The organism is Novosphingobium album (ex Liu et al. 2023) (genome assembly GCF_029076845.1).
Classification (GTDB): domain Bacteria; phylum Pseudomonadota; class Alphaproteobacteria; order Sphingomonadales; family Sphingomonadaceae; genus Novosphingobium.
On sequence record NZ_JARESE010000041.1, the window covers coordinates 40,412 to 58,224 of the forward strand.

12 protein-coding genes and 1 tRNA gene are annotated in these 17,813 nt (G+C 67.3%); 10 read left to right on the plus strand and 3 right to left on the minus strand.

The features are described 5' to 3' along the window. Positions 1-3: 3 nt before the first annotated feature. Positions 4-969 (minus strand): cell division protein FtsX, encoded by a 966-nt coding sequence (locus tag PYV00_RS12430; protein ID WP_428981632.1) that lies wholly within the window; start codon positions 967-969, stop codon positions 4-6. Continuing rightward, complete coding sequence (gene ftsE / locus PYV00_RS12435; protein WP_275228585.1) at positions 969-1,691, minus strand: cell division ATP-binding protein FtsE; 723 nt, start codon at positions 1,689-1,691, stop codon at positions 969-971. Before ftsE ends, PYV00_RS12430 begins: the two co-directional genes overlap by 1 nt. A 140-nt stretch (positions 1,692-1,831) precedes the next feature. Here ftsE and PYV00_RS12440 point away from each other — a divergent pair, with 140 nt between their 5' ends. The 3 genes from PYV00_RS12440 (at position 1,832) to PYV00_RS12450 (ending at position 4,617) form a co-directional block, all read left to right on the plus strand. Further along, positions 1,832-2,680 carry a zinc-ribbon domain-containing protein gene (locus PYV00_RS12440; protein ID WP_275228586.1) on the plus strand — a complete coding sequence of 283 codons (849 nt, stop codon included), beginning with the start codon at positions 1,832-1,834 and terminating at the stop codon, positions 2,678-2,680. A 130-nt stretch (positions 2,681-2,810) separates the two neighbouring features. After that, positions 2,811-2,897 (plus strand) — tRNA-Leu (locus PYV00_RS12445). Between the two features lie 118 nt (positions 2,898-3,015). After that, positions 3,016-4,617, plus strand: a complete 1,602-nt coding sequence (locus PYV00_RS12450) for an amidase (RefSeq protein WP_275228587.1) — start codon at positions 3,016-3,018, stop codon at positions 4,615-4,617. A 29-nt stretch (positions 4,618-4,646) separates the two neighbouring features. On the opposite strand, the gene PYV00_RS12455 is transcribed toward PYV00_RS12450, so the two are convergent. Next, a complete protein-coding gene (locus tag PYV00_RS12455; RefSeq protein WP_275228588.1) occupies positions 4,647-5,513 on the minus strand; it encodes a pirin family protein in 867 nt (288 codons plus the stop codon). Between the two features lie 275 nt (positions 5,514-5,788). Here PYV00_RS12455 and PYV00_RS12460 point away from each other — a divergent pair, with 275 nt between their 5' ends. The 7 genes from PYV00_RS12460 (at position 5,789) to PYV00_RS12490 (ending at position 17,803) form a co-directional block, all read left to right on the plus strand. Next, positions 5,789-8,470: a phospholipase D-like domain-containing protein gene (locus PYV00_RS12460; protein WP_275228589.1), complete on the plus strand. Its 2,682-nt coding sequence runs from the start codon at positions 5,789-5,791 to the stop codon at positions 8,468-8,470. Positions 8,471-8,539: 69 nt separating this feature from the next. After that, positions 8,540-9,637 (plus strand): M64 family metallopeptidase, encoded by a 1,098-nt coding sequence (locus tag PYV00_RS12465; RefSeq protein ID WP_275228590.1) that lies wholly within the window; start codon positions 8,540-8,542, stop codon positions 9,635-9,637. A 328-nt stretch (positions 9,638-9,965) separates the two neighbouring features. Beyond that, on the plus strand, positions 9,966-10,763 hold the full coding sequence (locus tag PYV00_RS12470) for a hypothetical protein (protein WP_275228591.1): 798 nt from the start codon (positions 9,966-9,968) through the stop codon (positions 10,761-10,763). A 24-nt stretch (positions 10,764-10,787) separates the two neighbouring features. Continuing rightward, a complete protein-coding gene (locus PYV00_RS12475; protein ID WP_275228592.1) occupies positions 10,788-12,023 on the plus strand; it encodes a hypothetical protein in 1,236 nt (411 codons plus the stop codon). Between the two features lie 5 nt (positions 12,024-12,028). Continuing rightward, complete coding sequence (locus PYV00_RS12480) at positions 12,029-13,993, plus strand: trypsin-like serine peptidase (protein ID WP_275228593.1); 1,965 nt, start codon at positions 12,029-12,031, stop codon at positions 13,991-13,993. Next, positions 13,990-17,160, plus strand: coding sequence for a hypothetical protein (locus tag PYV00_RS12485; protein ID WP_275228594.1), 3,171 nt, complete (start codon positions 13,990-13,992; stop codon positions 17,158-17,160). Before PYV00_RS12480 ends, PYV00_RS12485 begins: the two co-directional genes overlap by 4 nt. A gap of 37 nt (positions 17,161-17,197) precedes the next feature. After that, positions 17,198-17,803, plus strand: a complete 606-nt coding sequence (locus tag PYV00_RS12490) for a DUF1353 domain-containing protein (protein WP_275228595.1) — start codon at positions 17,198-17,200, stop codon at positions 17,801-17,803. Positions 17,804-17,813: the final 10 nt, after the last annotated feature.

A 17,813-nucleotide genomic window follows, 5' to 3' on the forward strand; every position in this document is an offset into this window, starting at 1 on the left:
GGCTTACAGCATCTTGCGCAGCGCGCGCACCACCGTCAGGCGCGCGGTGATCATCGCCAGCAGCGTGGAAAGCACCGGAACCAGCGCGAGCAGGACCCAGTCGCCCGGCCCCAGCGCGCCGTTATCGACCATGCCCGCCCCCAGCCCGGCAAAGCGGCGGCCCAGGAACAGGATCACCACCACCGCGAGCACCAGCCCGACAAGGCCGCCCGCCATCGCGTCGATCGCGATCGAACGCTGGAACACGCGCGCGATCTGCGCGTCGGTGCCGCCCAGCAAGTGGACGATCTCGATCGTATCGCGATTGGTGCCCAGCGCGGTGCGCGCGGCCAGCAGCACCGCCGCCGCCAGCGCCGCCGCCAGCAGCGCCACCAGCGCGATCGCCAGCCATTGCAGCGAGACGATCGCGTCGAACACCGGGCGCAGCCAGTTCGACTGGGCATCGACTCGCGCGGAAGGCGCGACCTTGGCCAGCCGCGCCTGCACCGCCGCCAGTCGCGCGCGCGTGGCTGGGCCATCGAAACGCACGTCGATCAGCGCGGGCACCGGCACGGCCGAGCCCACCGCGCTTTCCAGCCCGTCGCCCAGCCACGGCTCGATCAACGCGTCCACTTCCTCATCGGGTACCAGCCGCAGCGTAACCACGCCGGGCATGTCCCGAAGCGCGTCCAGCGCAGCCCGCGCCTCGGCCTTGCGCACTTCGGCGCGCGCCTCGACGATCTGGACGGTGACGCCGCCTTCCAGCTCGGCCCGCGCCGCCACCACCGCGTTGCCGAGCGACAGGCCGCCCGCCAGCGCGATGACGGTCAGCGCCACCATGATCGCGATGACCCACGGCATCGGCCCGGAAAGCCGGGTCTGCGGCACCAGATCGGTATCGCTGCCGACGAACAGCCGGCGCGCGCGCGACAGCGACGGGCCCGATCCGGCCCGCGCCGCGCGGTTCTGCCCGGAACGGGTCGCGCCGATCACGGCGTGGCCCTGCGCGGCGGATAGCGCAGCGCGCCGGTGGGATCGGACAGCCGCCCCTTGTCGAGCCGCATGATCAGCGAATCCGGCACTTTCTGCAGCAAGTGGACATCGTGGGTGGCCACCACGATCGTGGTGCCCTGGCGATTGAGCGCTTCGAACAGCCGCAGCAGCTTCACCGCCATTTCGGGATCGACGTTGCCGGTCGGCTCATCGGCCACCAGCATCTCGGGCCGGCCGATCAGCGCGCGCGCAATGGCGACGCGCTGCTGCTCGCCACCCGAAAGCGTCGCGGGCCGCGCGTCGAGCCGGCCGGCAAGCCCCACCCATTCCAGGATATCGGCCACCGGCTTTTCCAGATCACGCTCGGCAATGCCCGAAACCCTGAGCGGCAGGGCCACGTTGTCGAACGCCGACAAGTGGGGCACCAGCCGGAAATCCTGGAACACCACGCCAATCCGCCGCCGCAGCGCCGGCAGCCGGCTGCGCGGCAGGGTGATCGCATCGGCGCCGAACATGCGGATCATCCCCCGCGAGGGGCGCTGCGCGAGGTACAGCAGCTTGAGCAGCGAAGTCTTGCCCGCGCCGCTCGCGCCGGTGAGGAAATAGAAATTGCCGGGGTAAAGCGTGAACGACAGATCGCTCAGCACTTCGCGATCGGTGCCATACCGCAGGCCGACGTTGTCGAAGTGAATGATTTCCCCGTCGGCGTTCAGACTCATCAATCTTTCTTTATGTGGCCTCTATTTGACCCGTGCAGGCCTATAGCCGTCAATGAATGTGGAAAAAAGGGCATAGGGCGCTCATCCCCAATCCCGAACGCTTGTCGCTAAGCCGGCAGTCATGCTTTACGGAAAGTGTCATGATTATCGCCTGCCCTGCCTGTTCAACGCGTTACGCCGTCCCGGACAGCGCGATCGGGATCGACGGGCGGACAGTGCGATGCGCCAAGTGCCGCCATAGCTGGTTTCAGGAAGGGCCCGAATACGCCGCCGAGCCCGGCGAGTTGCCGCGGGACCGGGCCGCCGCCGCGCCGGAACCGGCCGTGCCGCCCGCTCCGCCCCCTCCCCGCGCGGCGCCGCCGCCACCCTCGCCTCCGCCTTCGCCTCCGGTCGCGCCGCCGCCCGAGCCCGAAGCGGAACCCGGCTTCAGCGAGCCGCCGGTCGCCTCCCGCTTCGAACGGGTGGCCCCGCCGCCGGTCTATGACGATACCGAATCGGTCGCCTATGCGGACGAAGGCCCGTCCAGCTTCGATTACGCGCCACCGTTCCGTCCGCGCCGCAACTGGTCGCGCCTGGGCACTTACGCGGCGGTGGTCTTCGCCGTGGTCGCGCTGGGGCTGGCCGCCGCGATCGGCTGGGGCGGCATTCCCGCCTGGCTGCCGATCCCGCTGCCCCACGCCACTTTCGCCGAAGCGCAGACGGACCTGCAGCTCGATTTCCCGCCCAACCGGCAGGATCGCCGCACGCTGCCCAACGGCACCGAATTCTTCGGCGCCAGCGGCACGATCAGCAATATCGGGCGCGAGACGCGCAACGTGCCCACGATCCTGATCGTGCTGCGCGATGCGCGTGACCGGATCGTCTACAGCTGGGAAGTGGTCCCGCCCAAGCGCCAGTTGAGGCCCGGCGAATCGATCACCATCAACGAAGCCGTCACCGACGTGCCCAAGTCCGCGACCGCTGCCGAAATCGGCTGGAAGCCGGGCTGACGCACCGCCTTCGCGCCACGCCGGGCAAATTCCGCGCAATGCCGGATGACCGCTTGCAGCCCCCCGAACCCTTTGCTAAGGGCCCCCTCCTGCCACGGGACCGAGGGCTTGCTCCGATCCCGTTGATTTAGCGGTCGTGGCGGAATTGGTAGACGCGCAACGTTGAGGTCGTTGTGGGCGAAAGCCCGTGGAAGTTCGAGTCTTCTCGACCGCACCAGGCAATTTTCGAAAGATCGTGAATTTCGCCTTCGGGCGACTGCCCCCTGCGCGCGCTGGTGCCTGCCGTCGAGTTCCCTTAATCTGCGGGACCGGCTTGGCAAGGATGGCGTGAAACCATGAAGAAGGCTCCCCTGCGTCTCGCCCTCGCGGCGATCATGGCCGGGACTCTGGCGGCAAGCGAGGCGACGGCGAAGGAAACCGCGCCCGCGAGGGGAGAACTGGCGGTCGAGGAACGCTCGCTCGCCGATCTGTCGACGGCGCTGGCCACCGGGCGGACCAGCGCGCGGGCGCTGGTGGAAGCCTATCTGGCGCGGATTCGCGCGATCGACGATGCGGGGCCCGCGATCAACAGCGTGATCGCGGTCAATCCGCAAGCGCTGGCCGAGGCCGACCGGCTCGATGCCGAGCGGCGGGCCGGCAAGGCGCGCGGGCCGCTGCACGGCATTCCCCTGCTGATCAAGGACAATATCGAAACCGCCGACCCGATGCCGACCACGGCCGGCAGCCTGGCGCTCAAGGACAACCTGACGCTGCGTGACGCGCCGTTCGTCGCGCGGCTGCGCGCGGCCGGGGCGATCATCCTGGGCAAGACCAATCTTTCCGAATGGGCCAATATCCGCGCGCGTCGCTCGACCAGCGGGTGGAGCGCCGTGGGCGGCCTGACGCGCAATCCCTATGCGCTCGATCGCAATGCCTGCGGATCGAGTTCGGGCAGCGGCGCCGCCGGCGCGGCCAGCCTGGCCGCGGCCGCGATCGGCACCGAAACCGATGGCTCGATCACTTGCCCGGCCGCGATCAACGGCCTTGTCGGCCTCAAGCCGACGGTGGGCCTGGTCTCGCGCAACCGGATCGTGCCGATCTCGCACAGCCAGGACACCGCCGGACCGATGACGCGTGACGTGCGCGATGCCGCCCTGCTGCTGACCGCCATGGCCGGCTCCGATCCCGCCGATCCGGCGACCGCCGGAGCCGACGCGCACCCCACCGACTATGCGGCGCGGCTTTCGCCCGATGCGCTGAAAGGCAAGCGGATCGGCGTGCTGCGCTTCGCCATCGGCTCCGACCCCAAGACGGCAGCGGTGTTCGAAACGGCGCTGGCCGATCTGCGCGGCGCCGGCGCGACCCTGATCGACATCGCCGACCTGCCCGGTCGCGACAAGCTGGGCGATGCCGAAACCACCGTGCTGATCACCGAGCTGAAAGCCGACCTCAACACCTATCTGGCGACCACGCCGCCCGCCGTGCGCACGCGCACCCTGGCCGACGTGATCGCCTTCAACCGGGCCCACGCCGCCGCCGAAATGGCCTGGTTCGATCAGGGCCTGTTCGAAGACGCACAGGCGACCCGCGGGCTGGACGATCCCGCCTATCGCGCCGCGCGCGAGCAAAGCCGGCGGCTGGCCGGCCCCGAAGGCATCGACCGGCTGCTGCGCGAAAACACCCTCGACCTGCTGGTCGCGCCGACGACGGGCCCGGCGTGGACCACCGATCTGGTCAATGGCGACCATTTCGGCGACGGCGGGGCGGGCGATCTCGCGGCGGTCGCGGGCTACCCGCACCTGACCGTGCCGATGGGGCTGGTGCAGGGGCTGCCGGTGGGCCTCTCGTTCATCGGACCGGCCTGGTCCGAAGCCGAGCTTCTGAGCGCCGGCTATGCCTATGAACAGGCGACGCACCGACGCGAACCGCCACGCTATCGGCCCACCGCCACGCCGTGAAGCGAACGGGCCGTCGATCCCGGCGGCGGCTATTGCGGCAACGGGGTGAATTCCTGGTCGTCACCATCGGGCAGCTTCATCCTTTGCTGCCGCCAGTCCTCCTTGGCCTGCTCCAGCCGTTCCTTCGAAGACGAAACGAAGTTCCAGAACAGGAAGCGTTCGCCCAGGGGGGCCCCGCCCAGCACCATCACCGTGGCCGCCTCGCTGGCCGAAACCGGCACGTCCCGGCCCGGTTCCAGCACGGCCATCTGCCCGGTCCGCAACGGCTGGCCGGCGATCTCCACGGAGCCGGCGGCGACATAGACCGCCCGCTCGGCATGTTCGGCCGGCAGGATGCGCGCCGCGCCGGCCGCCATGTCCCAATGCATGTAGAACTGCGGCGAATGGACTTTGACGGCGGCCTTCATCCCTTCCGCCTCGCCCGCGATCAGCCGCCCTTTCACGCCCTTTTCCTCCCATGTCGGCAGATCCGCGCCGGCGAAATGGTGGAAATCGGGATCGGTCTCCTCATCCTCGACCGGCAGCGCCACCCAGGCCTGGATACCGTGCATGCGCGCGCCATGCGCGCGGGCATGTTCGAAGCGCTCGGAATGGGTGATGCCGCGCCCCGCGACCATCCAGTTGACCTCGCCCGGGCGGATTTCCTGGTGCGAGCCCACGCTGTCACGATGCGTCAGCGCGCCATCATAGAGATAGGTGACAGTGGACAGGCCGATGTGCGGATGGGGCCGCACATCGAGCGTGCGGGGAATGCCGGCGGGAAGGTCGACCGGCCCCATATGGTCGAAGAAGATATAGGGCCCCACCATGCGCCGGGCATGGAACGGAAGCACCCGCCCGACTTCGAAACCGCCGCCCAGATCATGCGTGCGCCGGCTGATTATCCGTTCGATCATCGATGCTCTCCTTGGCCGCGCTTGTAGCCGGAGCGGCGGCCGTCCGTCCAACCCGAAGCGGCGGTCGAATCGGCTTGCGCCCTCCTGCCGAATGTCACACCGCATCTTGACCAATAATTGACACTCAAGAACAGATTGAGAAGTATTGGTATTTTTCAGAAATATTAAAATAATTGTTCTCGTTAATTCCAGAATTATAGGTTATTCTCACCCCAAACAGTCAAGACCGATGCTTTCGCAACCTTTTCAGTCGACGACGTGCAGGGGGATGAAACATGGAAGACTCCAGCGAAGCCGAGCGCACGGCAATCAATACCTGGTTCGAACGCCTGAAGGATCGCGATGCCGATCTCCATCGCGCTCTGCTCGCCTCCCTGAACGAGAATCAGGATGGCGGCGGACCGGCCCTTCGCGGTGAAAGCACGGTCCGGGCCGAGGCGGCCGGGCTCATGCCGCAAGCGCGGATGCGGACAGAAACGATCGTCCAGCTCGGCAGGCCCGCGCTCTTCGTGGTGGGGGGACAGATCCAGCCAGAAACCCCGCTCAGCGACAGTGTCTCGAAACTCATGGTCGAACGCGTGACGGCGGCGAGCGGTGCGCTGAATCCCTGGATGCCGCTGATCGGCCGGATCGACGTGGAGAACCATCCCGCGGGCTTCAACTATGTCGGCACCGGCTGGCTCATCCAGCCGGGCCTGGTCTGCACCAATCGCCATGTCGCGGAGCTGATCGGGCGGCGCGAAGGGGCCGAATTCACCTTCTCCCGCGGGCGCTTCGGCAAGGCGCTTGGCGTCTCGCTCAACCCCGGCCACGAAAATGGCGGGCCGACGGGGCCAGGCGGCGCATTCCCGATTTCCGGGATCGCCTGGATCGAACCACAGGACGGCCCGGATATCGCCCTGCTTCATGTGAACATGCCCGATGACGGCACGCGGCCGCGCTGCATCGAACTTGCCGACGATGATGGCCAGCCCGACGATTTCATCGCCACCATCGGCTATCCCGCCCGCGCCTATGAGGATGCGATCCCGGACCAGGACTGGATGGACGAGATCTATGGCGGCATCTACGATGTCAAACGCATCGCGCCGGGACAGCTCGACGAATTGCGCGCCGACAGCACGACTTACGATTGCACCACGCTGGGCGGTGCATCGGGTTCGCCGGTGTTCGGCCTGAAACACGGCAAGGTCATCGCGCTGCACTTCGCCGGCCTCTACAAGATCGAGAACTACGGCGTGCCGGCAAGAGTGCTGCGCAAGTACGCACAAGGCATCCCGAGCGTCACCACCACCGCCGAGAATCCCGCCGGGCAGACCACCGGAACGATAATCGCAGGGGCGGGAGCAATCGACCTGCGGCTTGCCTCGACCGGCGCGGAAAGCTCGATCGTGGTGCCGCTGCGGATCAGCCTCTCGCTTGGCGAACCGGCAATGACCGGCGCCGATGCGATGACGCTGGATGCCGCCGTGGCCAGCCTGGCCGCGCGGGACCATCCCGGCGTCCTGGCGGTCAAGCCCGGCTTCGATGGCCGGTCGGACTGCATTGTCGTCGCGGTATCGCCCGATCGGTTCGCCGCCGTCAGCGCCGCGATTCCCGCGACTTTCGCAGGCTACCCGGTCGACGTGCGCTATGCCACGATCCGGGAACAACTCGGCCTGTCGGAGCTGGGCCTCGAAGCGAGCGGCGCCATCGTCTACGACGATACCCGGCGGCAAGGCCCCGCCTTCAGCTTCGAGGAAGTGTCCGACGAGGACATGACGGTGATCGCGCATGTCGGCCCGGAATTCAGCTTCCCCGTGCTGGCCAGGTTCATTGGCGAGACGCGGACCAGCCTGACCTCGTCGATGTACCAGTTCTTCGCCAGCCACATCGCCGATGCCGTGCGCGAAAGGCTGGAATCGGCGCAAGTCAGGATGCGCCTCGTCCTCGATCCGGCGACGCGCGACGGCACGGCGGACCAGCCCAAGCCCGGAGAATTCGACCGTAGCGACACTTTCGCCGCGTGGCGGGCCCATCATGCCTTCGAAAACATCTATGTGCGCAAGGGGAACGGCGGCCTGGTCAGCAGCGCCTATCACATCAAGGTCACGGTCCGCGACGGCGAATGGGTATGGCTGTCCAGCGGCAACTGGACGAAAAGCAGCCAGCCCGCCCCAGATCCGGTCACGCACCGGGCCAAGGGGAACCGCGAATGGCACATCGTGATCCGCAGCCCCAGGCTGTCGGCGATGTTCGCCGCGCACATCGAGGCCGATTTCGCCCAGTGCGGCGAGCTCATGGGCACGGCCGAAGCCCCGGCGATCACCGAACAACTGGTGGACGTTCCCGAAGATGTGGTCGTCGAAGCGCCGGTCGAACTGCTCGAACCGCTGGAGATCACCGGGCGCAAGGTGCGGGTCAAGCCCATCCTGACGCCGGACCGGCACGGCCGGGTCTACACCGATGCGGTCCTTGATCTCATCGCCTCGGCGCGCGGCGAACTGCTGTTCCAGAACCAGTATATCAAGATTCGCAGGAACATGGCCGGAAACCTGGGCGAGCTGGTCGATGCGCTGGTGGCCAAATCGAAAGCGATCGAGAACCTGCGCATCATCCTGCGCTCGGGCGACGTGGCTGACGACGTGGCGGAACTGCGCCGCCGGGGCATGGACGTGATGCGCTGCGTCCGCGTCATCGCCAATACCCACACCAAAGGCATCATCGCCGACGGCCAGCGCGTCATCATCGGCAGCCAGAACTGGAGTTCGGACGCCGTGACGTTGAATCGCGACGCAAGCCTGCTGTTCACCGATGCGGATATCGCGGGCTACTTCCGCAAGGCGTTCGAGATCGACTGGGCCCGCGCCCGCCCGGCCGCCGGCATCCACGAGGAACGCCCTGTCCTTCCCGCGCGGGGCGAGGCGCCGCCTCCAGGCTATGTGCGCATGACGCTGGCGGAATACCTGAACGGCTGAGGCGCGGACAACGGATATCGTGGCGGGGCCGGCTCGGCGCGCCCCGCGCATCTGGAAGAAAGGACGGCCATGTCCGATGCCTATCTGACCATTCGCGTCCCCCTGCGGGAGCCGGGCGGGGTGATGGAGGAATCGGCCGGAGCGCCAGCCATCGAACTGGAATGGATCGACGCGCAAGGGCTCGCCGTGGGCGCGCCGCTGCTGGTGCCGCCGCCGGAACAGGTGCTGTCGGAAACATTCGGCGCGCCGGGCGGGCCGCAATGGGGGCACAGCCAGGCGGACGCCATGGTGCCGGCAATCCAGCCCGAAAGCGCGCGATCGCTGCGGATCGGCGGACGGGGTCTGGCGACCCGGCAAGTCACGCTCGAAGCGGCCAGTCGCCGCGGGCTGGGAGCACCCGACGCCCCGCCTTCGCCGCGCGGCCGTGCGGATGCCCCGTGGCGCCTCGCGGTGGTCGCCGACGGATACCCGACCTTCGCCGCCTTCGACGCGGACCTGGAGCGACTGTGGCGTGATTTTTCCGAGGCGCGCCCCTTCGACACGCTCATTCTGGAAGGACTGGTCGGCATGGTCGGGCTGTACTGGCGATCGGACGACGGGCGCAGCCTGTTCGACGCCCGGCCGCGCGACGAAAACCCCTGGATCATCTATGGCACGCACGAAGCCGTGAACACCGCCGTGGCCGGAACCGGGGAGAGCCACGCCAAGATCCTCGTGGTGATGAATCGCGGCGAACGCGGCGGCGCCGGAGGCTTCGACAGTTCGCGGCCATCGTGGACGACCAACCGCGATTCCGAAGGCGAAAGCTGGACGCAGATCGCGATCCATGAACTCGGCCATGCCTTCGGGCTTGCCGATGAATATGCGACAGCGGGCAACGGCACCGCCGTACCCGATCCGATCGAACCCAATGTCAGCACGGAGCCGAACCCGGCTACCGTCTCCTGGCGAAGCCATGTCACGATAACCAACGGCGAAGTACCGAGCCTGCCGGCGGGCATGGCCAATTCCTACCCGGACGGGGCCATCGGCACGTTTCAAGGCGCGCGGTATGATGACACCGCGTTCTTCCGCTCGTCATATGGTTGCCGCATGAAATGGACGACGTGGGAATTCTGCGAGGTCTGCGCGGCCCACATCACCGATATCGTCAGGCGCCTTGGCTGAAATGCGCCGCGGGCCGCCACCGCCGAAACGCAGGCGGATCGCCCCGCAATAATAGCGCCCGATGTACCGCAAGAAGATCGGACAACCTCCAGTCTATCCGTGCTATTTTTAAACTTGTTCTCAGATCATTGTAGAATTACATTCACTGAGTTTCGATTCGATCATACCGTCCTATCGGCCCGTATGAGTGACTATTTCCCTTTCGACATATTATATCGCCTTCTCAGGGCACGCCGGGCCGCATACTAAAAAATACTTATCCAAAAAAAAATCGCTTTCTGTACTTTGCATCTCCGCGCCGGTGCGTGAAAATGGGAAGGGCTTTCCAATGGGAATTTTCAAGAACTGCAAGGATCCCACGCTGACCGCCCTCAAGAAGCAGGGCTTTAACGTCGTGCAGGTTCCGCGCGTCAACCTGCTGCCGACGCAGCTTCTCGTCGGTGTCAATGGCCGGCTGCGCTATATGGGCGACCTCACATCGGTATTCGTTCCCGACCCGCAAGGCGCGCCGATTCCCCCGATCGGGCCCGATCAGCCCGGCCCGAACATCAGCGGCACGAAATCCGCCGATGTCGGCATCGGCGTCGGCCTCGACATTCTCGGCGGCCTTATCTCGGCGCTTGGCGGATCGACGCTCGGCATCAATGTCGCTTATGCCAAGGCCGCCTCGGTCCAGTTCGAATATGCCGCGACACAGCGCAGCGATACGCAGATCGCGCTGGTGGACCAGTTCCTCGCCAGTTCGACCATCAACCCGTTCGCGCGATCGGCCAAGGCGATGCTCGATGCGGACCAGGTCTACGTGGTGACGAGCGTGATCAAGTCGGACACGATCAATGTTTCCGCCAAGGATTCGAACAAGGTATCGCTCGCGGTCAACGTGCCGGTGATCCAGAACGCGATCGGCGGCAAGCTGTCGGTGACGGCAAGCGGCGATGCCGCTTCGGTCGTGACCTACAAAGGGCCCATGCCGCTGGTCTTCGGCTTCCAGGCAGTGCGGCTGATCTTCGACGGCGCTGTCTATCGCACGATGAAGCTGGTGGAAGCGGGAACCGTCACCGGCGAAGCCGTTGGCGGAGCGCCGATCATGCTGGATGTGGAGCAGATGCTGCTTGCTGACGGCTGAGGGCCGGTGCGGGAGGAAGTGGCCATGGCCAATCGAATTCAGGAGCAGCTTCGGATGCTCGCCGTTCGCGAGCGGATGCGCGAAGGGGGAGCGGAACGCATCGGCGAGGCTTCCGCGAACCTCCCGGCCGACGCCGTGCCCGAACGGCCCGCCGAAGCGCTCGACAATGTCGCCGACAACTTGCGCCAGTTGCGCCAGCGGGACGCGCAATGGCTGGAAGGAACCGACGCGACGGCATGGGAGCAGGCCCGGGATATCTTCCTGGCCCATGCCGGCCCGATGCTCGGCCGCGCGGTCGGCCGCCAAGCGCCGCACCCCCACGACGGAGTGGTGGCCGAAGCCGTCATCATCGCCGACGGCACCCGGCCAAGCTTCCTGCTGTGCGATGGCAAGGTCGATCCGGCGGACCCGTTCCTCGGCACCTGGGGAGGCGAGGTCGCCACCGCGCGGACCGCCGGCATTGACCGGCTGGCGGGGGCCGTGGGCCGCATCCAGCCCCAATCCGGCCACGCCCGCAATTTCATCGGCACCGGAACGCTGGTTTCCGCCGATGCCGGCGACGGCACGGGCCTGATCCTGACCAACATGCATGTCATCGAGGAAGCGCGCAGCACTTTCGGCATCGCGATGACCCCGGTGGGCGACGCGCTGCGGATCGACGGCCATATGGAGATCGACTTCGTGGGCGAGGCGTGCTCGCTCGGCCGCAATCGCTTTCGCATCGTCGAGGCCCGGTATCCGGCGGGGGCGGGCAGGATCTTCACGGGCATAGATGCTGCGGTGGCGACGATCGTGCCGATCGACGAGACCTCGCGCTTTCCCGTGCCCACGCCGGCGCTCAGCACGCTTCCGGCCTATGCGACGGGTGGCCTGACCTCGCTCGCGACGATCGGCTTTCCCGCCGCGCCCGGCTTCCACGACGACCCCGAAGTCGACTGGAACTTTGTCATCGGCACGCTGTTCGGCAACAAGTTCGGCCTGAAGCGCCTTGCCCCCGGCCTGTTCACCCAGCCCCTGGGCAGCCATCCCGAAGACATCGGGCACCGCGCCATCGGCCATGACGCGACGACGTTCGGCGGCGCGTCCGGTTCGCTGGTCGTTGCCTGGCTCGATGCCGATACGCCCGGCTTCGCGCTGCATTTCGGCGGGCAGACCAGCGCGAGCAACTATGCGGTTGCGTTCGCCGTCGAACGGACGGCGCTGGAAGCCATCGGCGTGCCGTTCGACGGGGCGGCGCTCCCGCCCGTGCCAACGCCTTAGCCACCATGCCCGGTGAAAGCGCACGACTGGCCGAATGGACCACGCTGTCGAACGGACGGTTCGGCGAATGCTACGTAACCGTGAAGCCGCGCGGCCGGGGACGCCAGTGGGAAGAGATCGTCGCGCTGGCGAAGCGTCGCGAAAAGCGCATGGCCTGCGAGGAAGCGGAGCGCGAGGGGTTTCTCGACCGGCTGACCGAAGCCGTGGTCAACTGGGAGTTCCGGGCGGGCCGGCCCGCGGCGGACATCGCGCAATTGCTCGACAGGAGTTCAGGTTACGGTCTGCTGCAAGGAATGACCGACCAGCAGAAAGGCTTCATGTCGGCCCAAATCCTGATGCCGCTGCTCAAGGTGAGCCAGGCCAGCGCGATCGTCTTCCGCTCCGATCCGGTCCAGAAGCAGATCGGCACGGGTTTCCTGGTCAGGCCCGACCTGGTGCTGACCGCCGGCCATGTGGCGCTGCGCGTCATGTCGACGGAAGACGGCGATGCTGAACCGCTCGCCGGCGCGCAAGACGCGGCCGGGACGAACGGCACCTGGTCCGACAGCCTGATCCCCGGCCTGGAATTCCACTTCACCGCCCTGCCCGGCCATGCCGCCAATGATCGCTTCGTCGTCCGGCCAGCCGCGCAGAAGCCGCTCATCTGCTCGTCCCTTCCCCACGGCACGCCGCCCGACCGGCTGGACCTGTCGACCACGCCACCGGCGGATTCGCGGCTCGATTTCGCGCTCATCAGGCTTGCGCAGCGGGTCGAGCATGTCGATCCCGTCGAAATCGTCGACCATGTGACCGTCGAGGAAGGGCGGGCCTGCTGGGCCTTCGGCTTTCCCGGCGGCAACCTGCTGATGATGGACGTCGCCAATGTTGCCAAGATCGAGGCTGCGGCCGGCCGCTGGCGCCATTTCGCCAACGCGGCGGCGGGCATGTCCGGCGGATGCTGCGTCAATGCCGAAGGGCAGGTCGCCGGATTGCACGAAGGCACGCTGGAACTTGTGGAAGGCGGCAAGCGGGTCCGGTACAACCGCGGCATCAGCATGGCCGCGATAAGAGCGGCGCAATGCCGGGGCGGTGCCGATCCCTTGCGCCAGCGCGTCGTGACGCCGGGTCTTGAATTCCAGGATTCGGCCATGGTGATGAACCTGTATCGCGCCGGGCTGGATCTTGGCGCCCAGGAGGCCGGCTGGCGGGAGCAATGCACGAGCGCCTTCGGCCACAGCCCGCTGGACGAGGCCCCCTTGCCGCCGTTCCATCCGTGGTTTCCCCGGATCGATTTCGAACGGTGGGTGGACGATGAGGATCGCCATGCACGCCTTTGCCTGATCCACGGCGCCCCCGGTGTCGGCAAGAGCTTCACCCCCCGTATCCTGCGGGCCAAGCTGAGCGCGCTGGCGGCCGATCTGCTCTCGCTGAGCCCAACGAAGACCACCGGCATGGCCTGGGAAGACGCGGTCAGCCAGGAACTGGCCGGCGAGGACGCGGAATATCGCACGGCGGCGGCGGCGGCACGCTACACCGATGTCGATTCGCTGATCGCCGAATTGCGCCGGCGATCGACGGACCGGCGGCGCAAGCGGTTTGTGGCGCTGGATTTCGGCAGGGGCGATGCCGGGCGCCTTGAAGGGACGCCCTGGTTCAGCCTGGTGATCGCGATGCTGCTGAACGACTGGATCAAGGTTCTGCTGATCGGGCTGGACGAAGCGGACCGCAATGCGCTGGCCGACCACCTCTATGACGATCCGGTCATGCGCGAGATCACGACGCGCGAGATCGAGCTTCGGCACATCGGCGAAGCCGAATTCATCGGCTATGCCGGCGATCTTGCCAAGGCGCGCGGCGTTTCGCGCAAGATGTCGGACATCCGGGCCTTCGCCCAATCGAACTTCGTCGACCTCACTGGCGACGACAGGGCCCCGTTGCAGACGGTTTCCGCCGCGCTGACCGCCATTGTCTTCGAACGGAGCCTGGGATGACGCCTGGATTCGATCTGAAGGGGTTCGATCTCAACAAGCTGGCCATCGCCGACGGCCTTGCCGATCCGGGCGCATCGGAAGATGCGCCGGTGGACCTGCTGCGCCGCCGCCTGGCCGTGCGCGGATGGGCCCGCCCGCTCCTGCTCATCGACGAAAGCGATGCCGCGCGGCGCGACAAGTTCCTGTCCGCGCTGGCCCCGGAGGTGGAGACCGCGGTGGAGACGCGCCCGGGTCAATGGTATCTTGCCGTCCCGGTGCGCCGCCGCGTGCTGGCGCGGTGCGGGCGCGAAGAGCTGCGGTCCGCCGTCGCGCCGCTTCCGGGAGAAGATCCCGGCGACCCGCTGCGGCAAGCCTTCTCCCTGTGGGTCGAGGATCGCTATCCGCCGCTCGATACACTCCCGTCCGATGTGCTCCCCGAACTCGACAACGTGCGCGGCTGGACCGGATCGCAATGGTCCGCGCCCTACGGCGCGCAGCAGATCCGGGCGGAAATCGCCGCACGCACGCTCGACGCGGATCTGCGCCGGATGACGGCCTATCCGCTTGTCGGACAGCACCACCGCGACGCCTGCGACCTGCTGGAAACCTTCGCGACCCGCCCCGCGCGCGGCGGCGCGAGCGGCATCTACCTCCACGGCGGCGGTGGCACCGGCAAGACCACGCTATTGGCCTTCCTGCAAAACCGGCTGCGCCGCCGCAAGCCGCCGATCGCGATCGCGCGGATCGATTTCGACGAGCCCGCGATCGATCCCGCGCGCATGTCCACGCTCAATCTGGCGCTTTACGAGCAGCTTGCGCGATGCGTGCCGGGCATTGCCGAACGTGGCGACTTCATCCTCGACAATCTCCGCCAGCTTTCGCAGATGCAGCGCAACGCCGATTTTGCCGAGCGCGGGGGCCCCGGATCGGGCCTGAAACGATCGACGGCGGTCGCCGCCGAATCCGTGTTCGCGCAGACCGCGTCCGATGAAGGTTCGATCCTTTACCACACGCTGGCTGCCGACGTGCTGCGCGGCCCGCTGGTGCTGGTGCTCGATACGGCCGAACTGATCCTTTCGCATAGTGACCGCGCCATCTCCGGGCTGGTCTTCTGGCTGCGGTTCCTGCGCTCCGAAGCCCAGGCGGAGGATATCCGCCTGATCGTGGCGGGCCGTGACGCGCCGCCCGGAACGAGCGAGGCCGAGCAGGGCCCGGCAACCCGCGGCCTGCTGGAGCGTCTGGCCGAAGAAGGCGTGGAATTTGATCCGCCCATCGCGCTGACCGAGCTTGACCCCCAGGAATCCAGCCAGCTCCTGCGCAACAGCGGCATCGCGGACAAGGCCGTCGCCGACGCCGCCGCCGCCGCGGTGCCGGGCAATCCGCTGCTGCTGCGCATCACCGCCGATGCCTTGCTGAGCGACGACAGCGATATTCGGCAAACGGTGCGCGAGGCCCATCAGGAAAGCCGGATCGATCCCGACAGCGCGCGAAACTATCTGATGCGCCGCATCGTCGCGCATGTCGCCGATCCCGAAGCGCGGCCCTATGTCCTTGCCGCGCTTTATTCCCCCTTCGCCACGCGCGATCTGCTGCGCGAGGTGATCATGCCCGCGGTCGAACGCGGCGGCGGAGCCGGCGCGGCGGACGGGACCCAGGCCCGCCGACGCGCCGATCGCCTGTTCCGTGCCCTTGCCTCCACGCACTGGATCGCCAGCCCGAACCTCGACAGCCGCACGGTGCGCTTCAATCGCGACATCCGGGCCTTCGCGCTCAAGCTGATGGCGGCAAACCCGGACAGCGGCATTCTTGAGCGGGACCTGCGCCAGTCGGCGGCGATCCATCACTTGCAGCGCCGGAGCGGTTTCGACCGGGCGCTGGCGATCTATCATCTCGCCATGCTGGGCCAGCCCTATCGCCGTCCCGCGATCAAGGCCCGCGCCGAAATGGCGCAAGTGCTTCGCGACGTGCTTGATGAATTGCCCGAAGCGCTGCGGAACTGGCTGACCGCCGAGCCCGAACCGACAGGGGCTTCGGCGGCCACGGCGCCCGATGACGCGCCGCCGGCGATGTCGGACGCGGAATGGCGCCTCTATCTTGAAGGCGAGCCGGATCGCGATGGCGAAGGCATGAAGCTCGTCAAGGACGACCGGGCCACCGAAGCGCTCGCGCTCTATGCCTCCCGGCCGACCCGGCCGCATGGCCTGGCGCCTCCCTTCGTCGTGCGCGCGCTGGCCGACCTTGGCGACTGGCACAACGAACTGATCGACATCGAGGCGATTATCGCCACCCAGCAGGAACGCTGGCTTGGCGCCAGGCGCCTGACGCCGGACGATCTTTCGGAACTCTACTGGGTGACGCGCTTCGCGCTCCAGCGCGATAACGCCGTTCTTCCGCAGCCATACGTCGGCTTGCTGCGGCACATCACGGCGATCACGTCCGGCCCGGGCCTTACCGCCTTCCCGGCGCTGATCGCGGTGGCCGAGGCCAGGCTGAAGGTTGCGATCATGGACCCGAGAATGCGCCGGGCCGCGCTGGCTTCCGGCAACGAACCCAGAGTGCTGCTGGGCGCGGCGGACGACGCGGGGTTCGAGCAGGTCGAACTGGCGGCCGGCCAGATCGCCGTGGTCCAGGCCAACTGGTGGGACAGGCTGCAGCGCATTCCCGAGATCGCCAGGGCCCTCGACTTGTCAAGGCTCCATTGGCTTCAGCAAGACCTGCTTTCCCTGCAAGGCCGGCCTATGGCCGAGGTCAACCGGCTGTTCGATCGCCTGCGCGAACGCGTGCCGGTCAAGGTCGGGAGGCTCGACGAAAGGCAGCGAGCGCTTCTCTTGCGCGGCATGACGCCGGAATTCCACCGCCCCATGCGCGAAGCGTTGCTGACCGTCTGCGCGGACGGCATCGTCGGCCCGGCCACCCGCGCCCTGCTGGACCCGGTGCTGGGCGCCATGACCATCCTGCCCGCGGAGATGAAGCCCGCCGCCTTCTACGAACGGCTTTCCGGCAATCCGCGCGCCTGGGCCTCGGCATTGGTCAGCTTCGCCGACCAGTGCCGCCTGCTGCCGCTGCTGGCGGGCACGATCGCGACCCGGGCCGCCGACGAAAGGGCCCGCCGCATCGCCAAATCGTTCCAGTCCTGGGACGCCGCCCTGTGCCGGTCCGGGTCGAGCGACTGGAGCTTGCCCGATTGATCCGCCACGCCATCGCCAACGAGAGGACACCCAGACCATGACCGCGCAGAGCCTGATCGAGGAAGCCGTCGCCAGCGTCGATGCGATGACACCCGCCGCTTCGGTGGAGGCCGAAAGCACGGCGGGCCACGGCACGTTCTTCGGCATCCCGGTGAAGATCGAATTCGATCTCGACGGCCGCAGCGGCCGGCTGCTTGAGCCGATCCGTTATGTCACGCAGGCGGGTGTCGAATGGCCCGTTCCGCAAGACGCATGGCTCGATGGCGCCTCGATCCCGCGTGCGTTCTGGAGCATCATCGGCGGGCCGTACGAGGGGCGCTATCGCGAACCCTCGGTCGTCCACGATCACTACTGCATCGTCAAAAGCCGTGGCTGGAAGGACACCCATCGCATGTTCCACGAGGCGATGCTCTGCCGCGAGGTTCCCGCGCTCAAGGCACGCCTCATGTTCTATGCGGTCTACCGCTTCGGCCCGCGTTGGCGTTTGGGGGTGGAAGCCGAAGCGGCCATTCCCCCCGCGCCCGAGATCCTGACCGACGACAAGGCCGCATCCATCGTCCGCGACGCGCGGATCATCGCGGAAAGCGCCATGTCGATGGAAGCGATCGAACAACTGGCCGACGCCAGCCGCGCGGCCGGCTGACGGGGCGGCG

Bases quoted from the DNA above. Each gene is read 5' to 3' on its own strand.
- ftsE (WP_275228585.1), bottom strand. From the start codon at position 1,691: ATGAGTCTGAACGCCGACGGGGAAATCATTCACTTCGACAACGTCGGC.
- PYV00_RS12440 (WP_275228586.1), top strand. From the start codon at position 1,832: ATGATTATCGCCTGCCCTGCCTGTTCAACGCGTTACGCCGTCCCGGAC.
- PYV00_RS12450 (WP_275228587.1), top strand. From the start codon at position 3,016: ATGAAGAAGGCTCCCCTGCGTCTCGCCCTCGCGGCGATCATGGCCGGG.
- PYV00_RS12455 (WP_275228588.1), bottom strand. From the start codon at position 5,513: ATGATCGAACGGATAATCAGCCGGCGCACGCATGATCTGGGCGGCGGT.
- PYV00_RS12460 (WP_275228589.1), top strand. From the start codon at position 5,789: ATGGAAGACTCCAGCGAAGCCGAGCGCACGGCAATCAATACCTGGTTC.
- PYV00_RS12465 (WP_275228590.1), top strand. From the start codon at position 8,540: ATGTCCGATGCCTATCTGACCATTCGCGTCCCCCTGCGGGAGCCGGGC.
- PYV00_RS12470 (WP_275228591.1), top strand. From the start codon at position 9,966: ATGGGAATTTTCAAGAACTGCAAGGATCCCACGCTGACCGCCCTCAAG.
- PYV00_RS12475 (WP_275228592.1), top strand. From the start codon at position 10,788: ATGGCCAATCGAATTCAGGAGCAGCTTCGGATGCTCGCCGTTCGCGAG.
- PYV00_RS12480 (WP_275228593.1), top strand. From the start codon at position 12,029: ATGCCCGGTGAAAGCGCACGACTGGCCGAATGGACCACGCTGTCGAAC.
- PYV00_RS12485 (WP_275228594.1), top strand. From the start codon at position 13,990: ATGACGCCTGGATTCGATCTGAAGGGGTTCGATCTCAACAAGCTGGCC.
- PYV00_RS12490 (WP_275228595.1), top strand. From the start codon at position 17,198: ATGACCGCGCAGAGCCTGATCGAGGAAGCCGTCGCCAGCGTCGATGCG.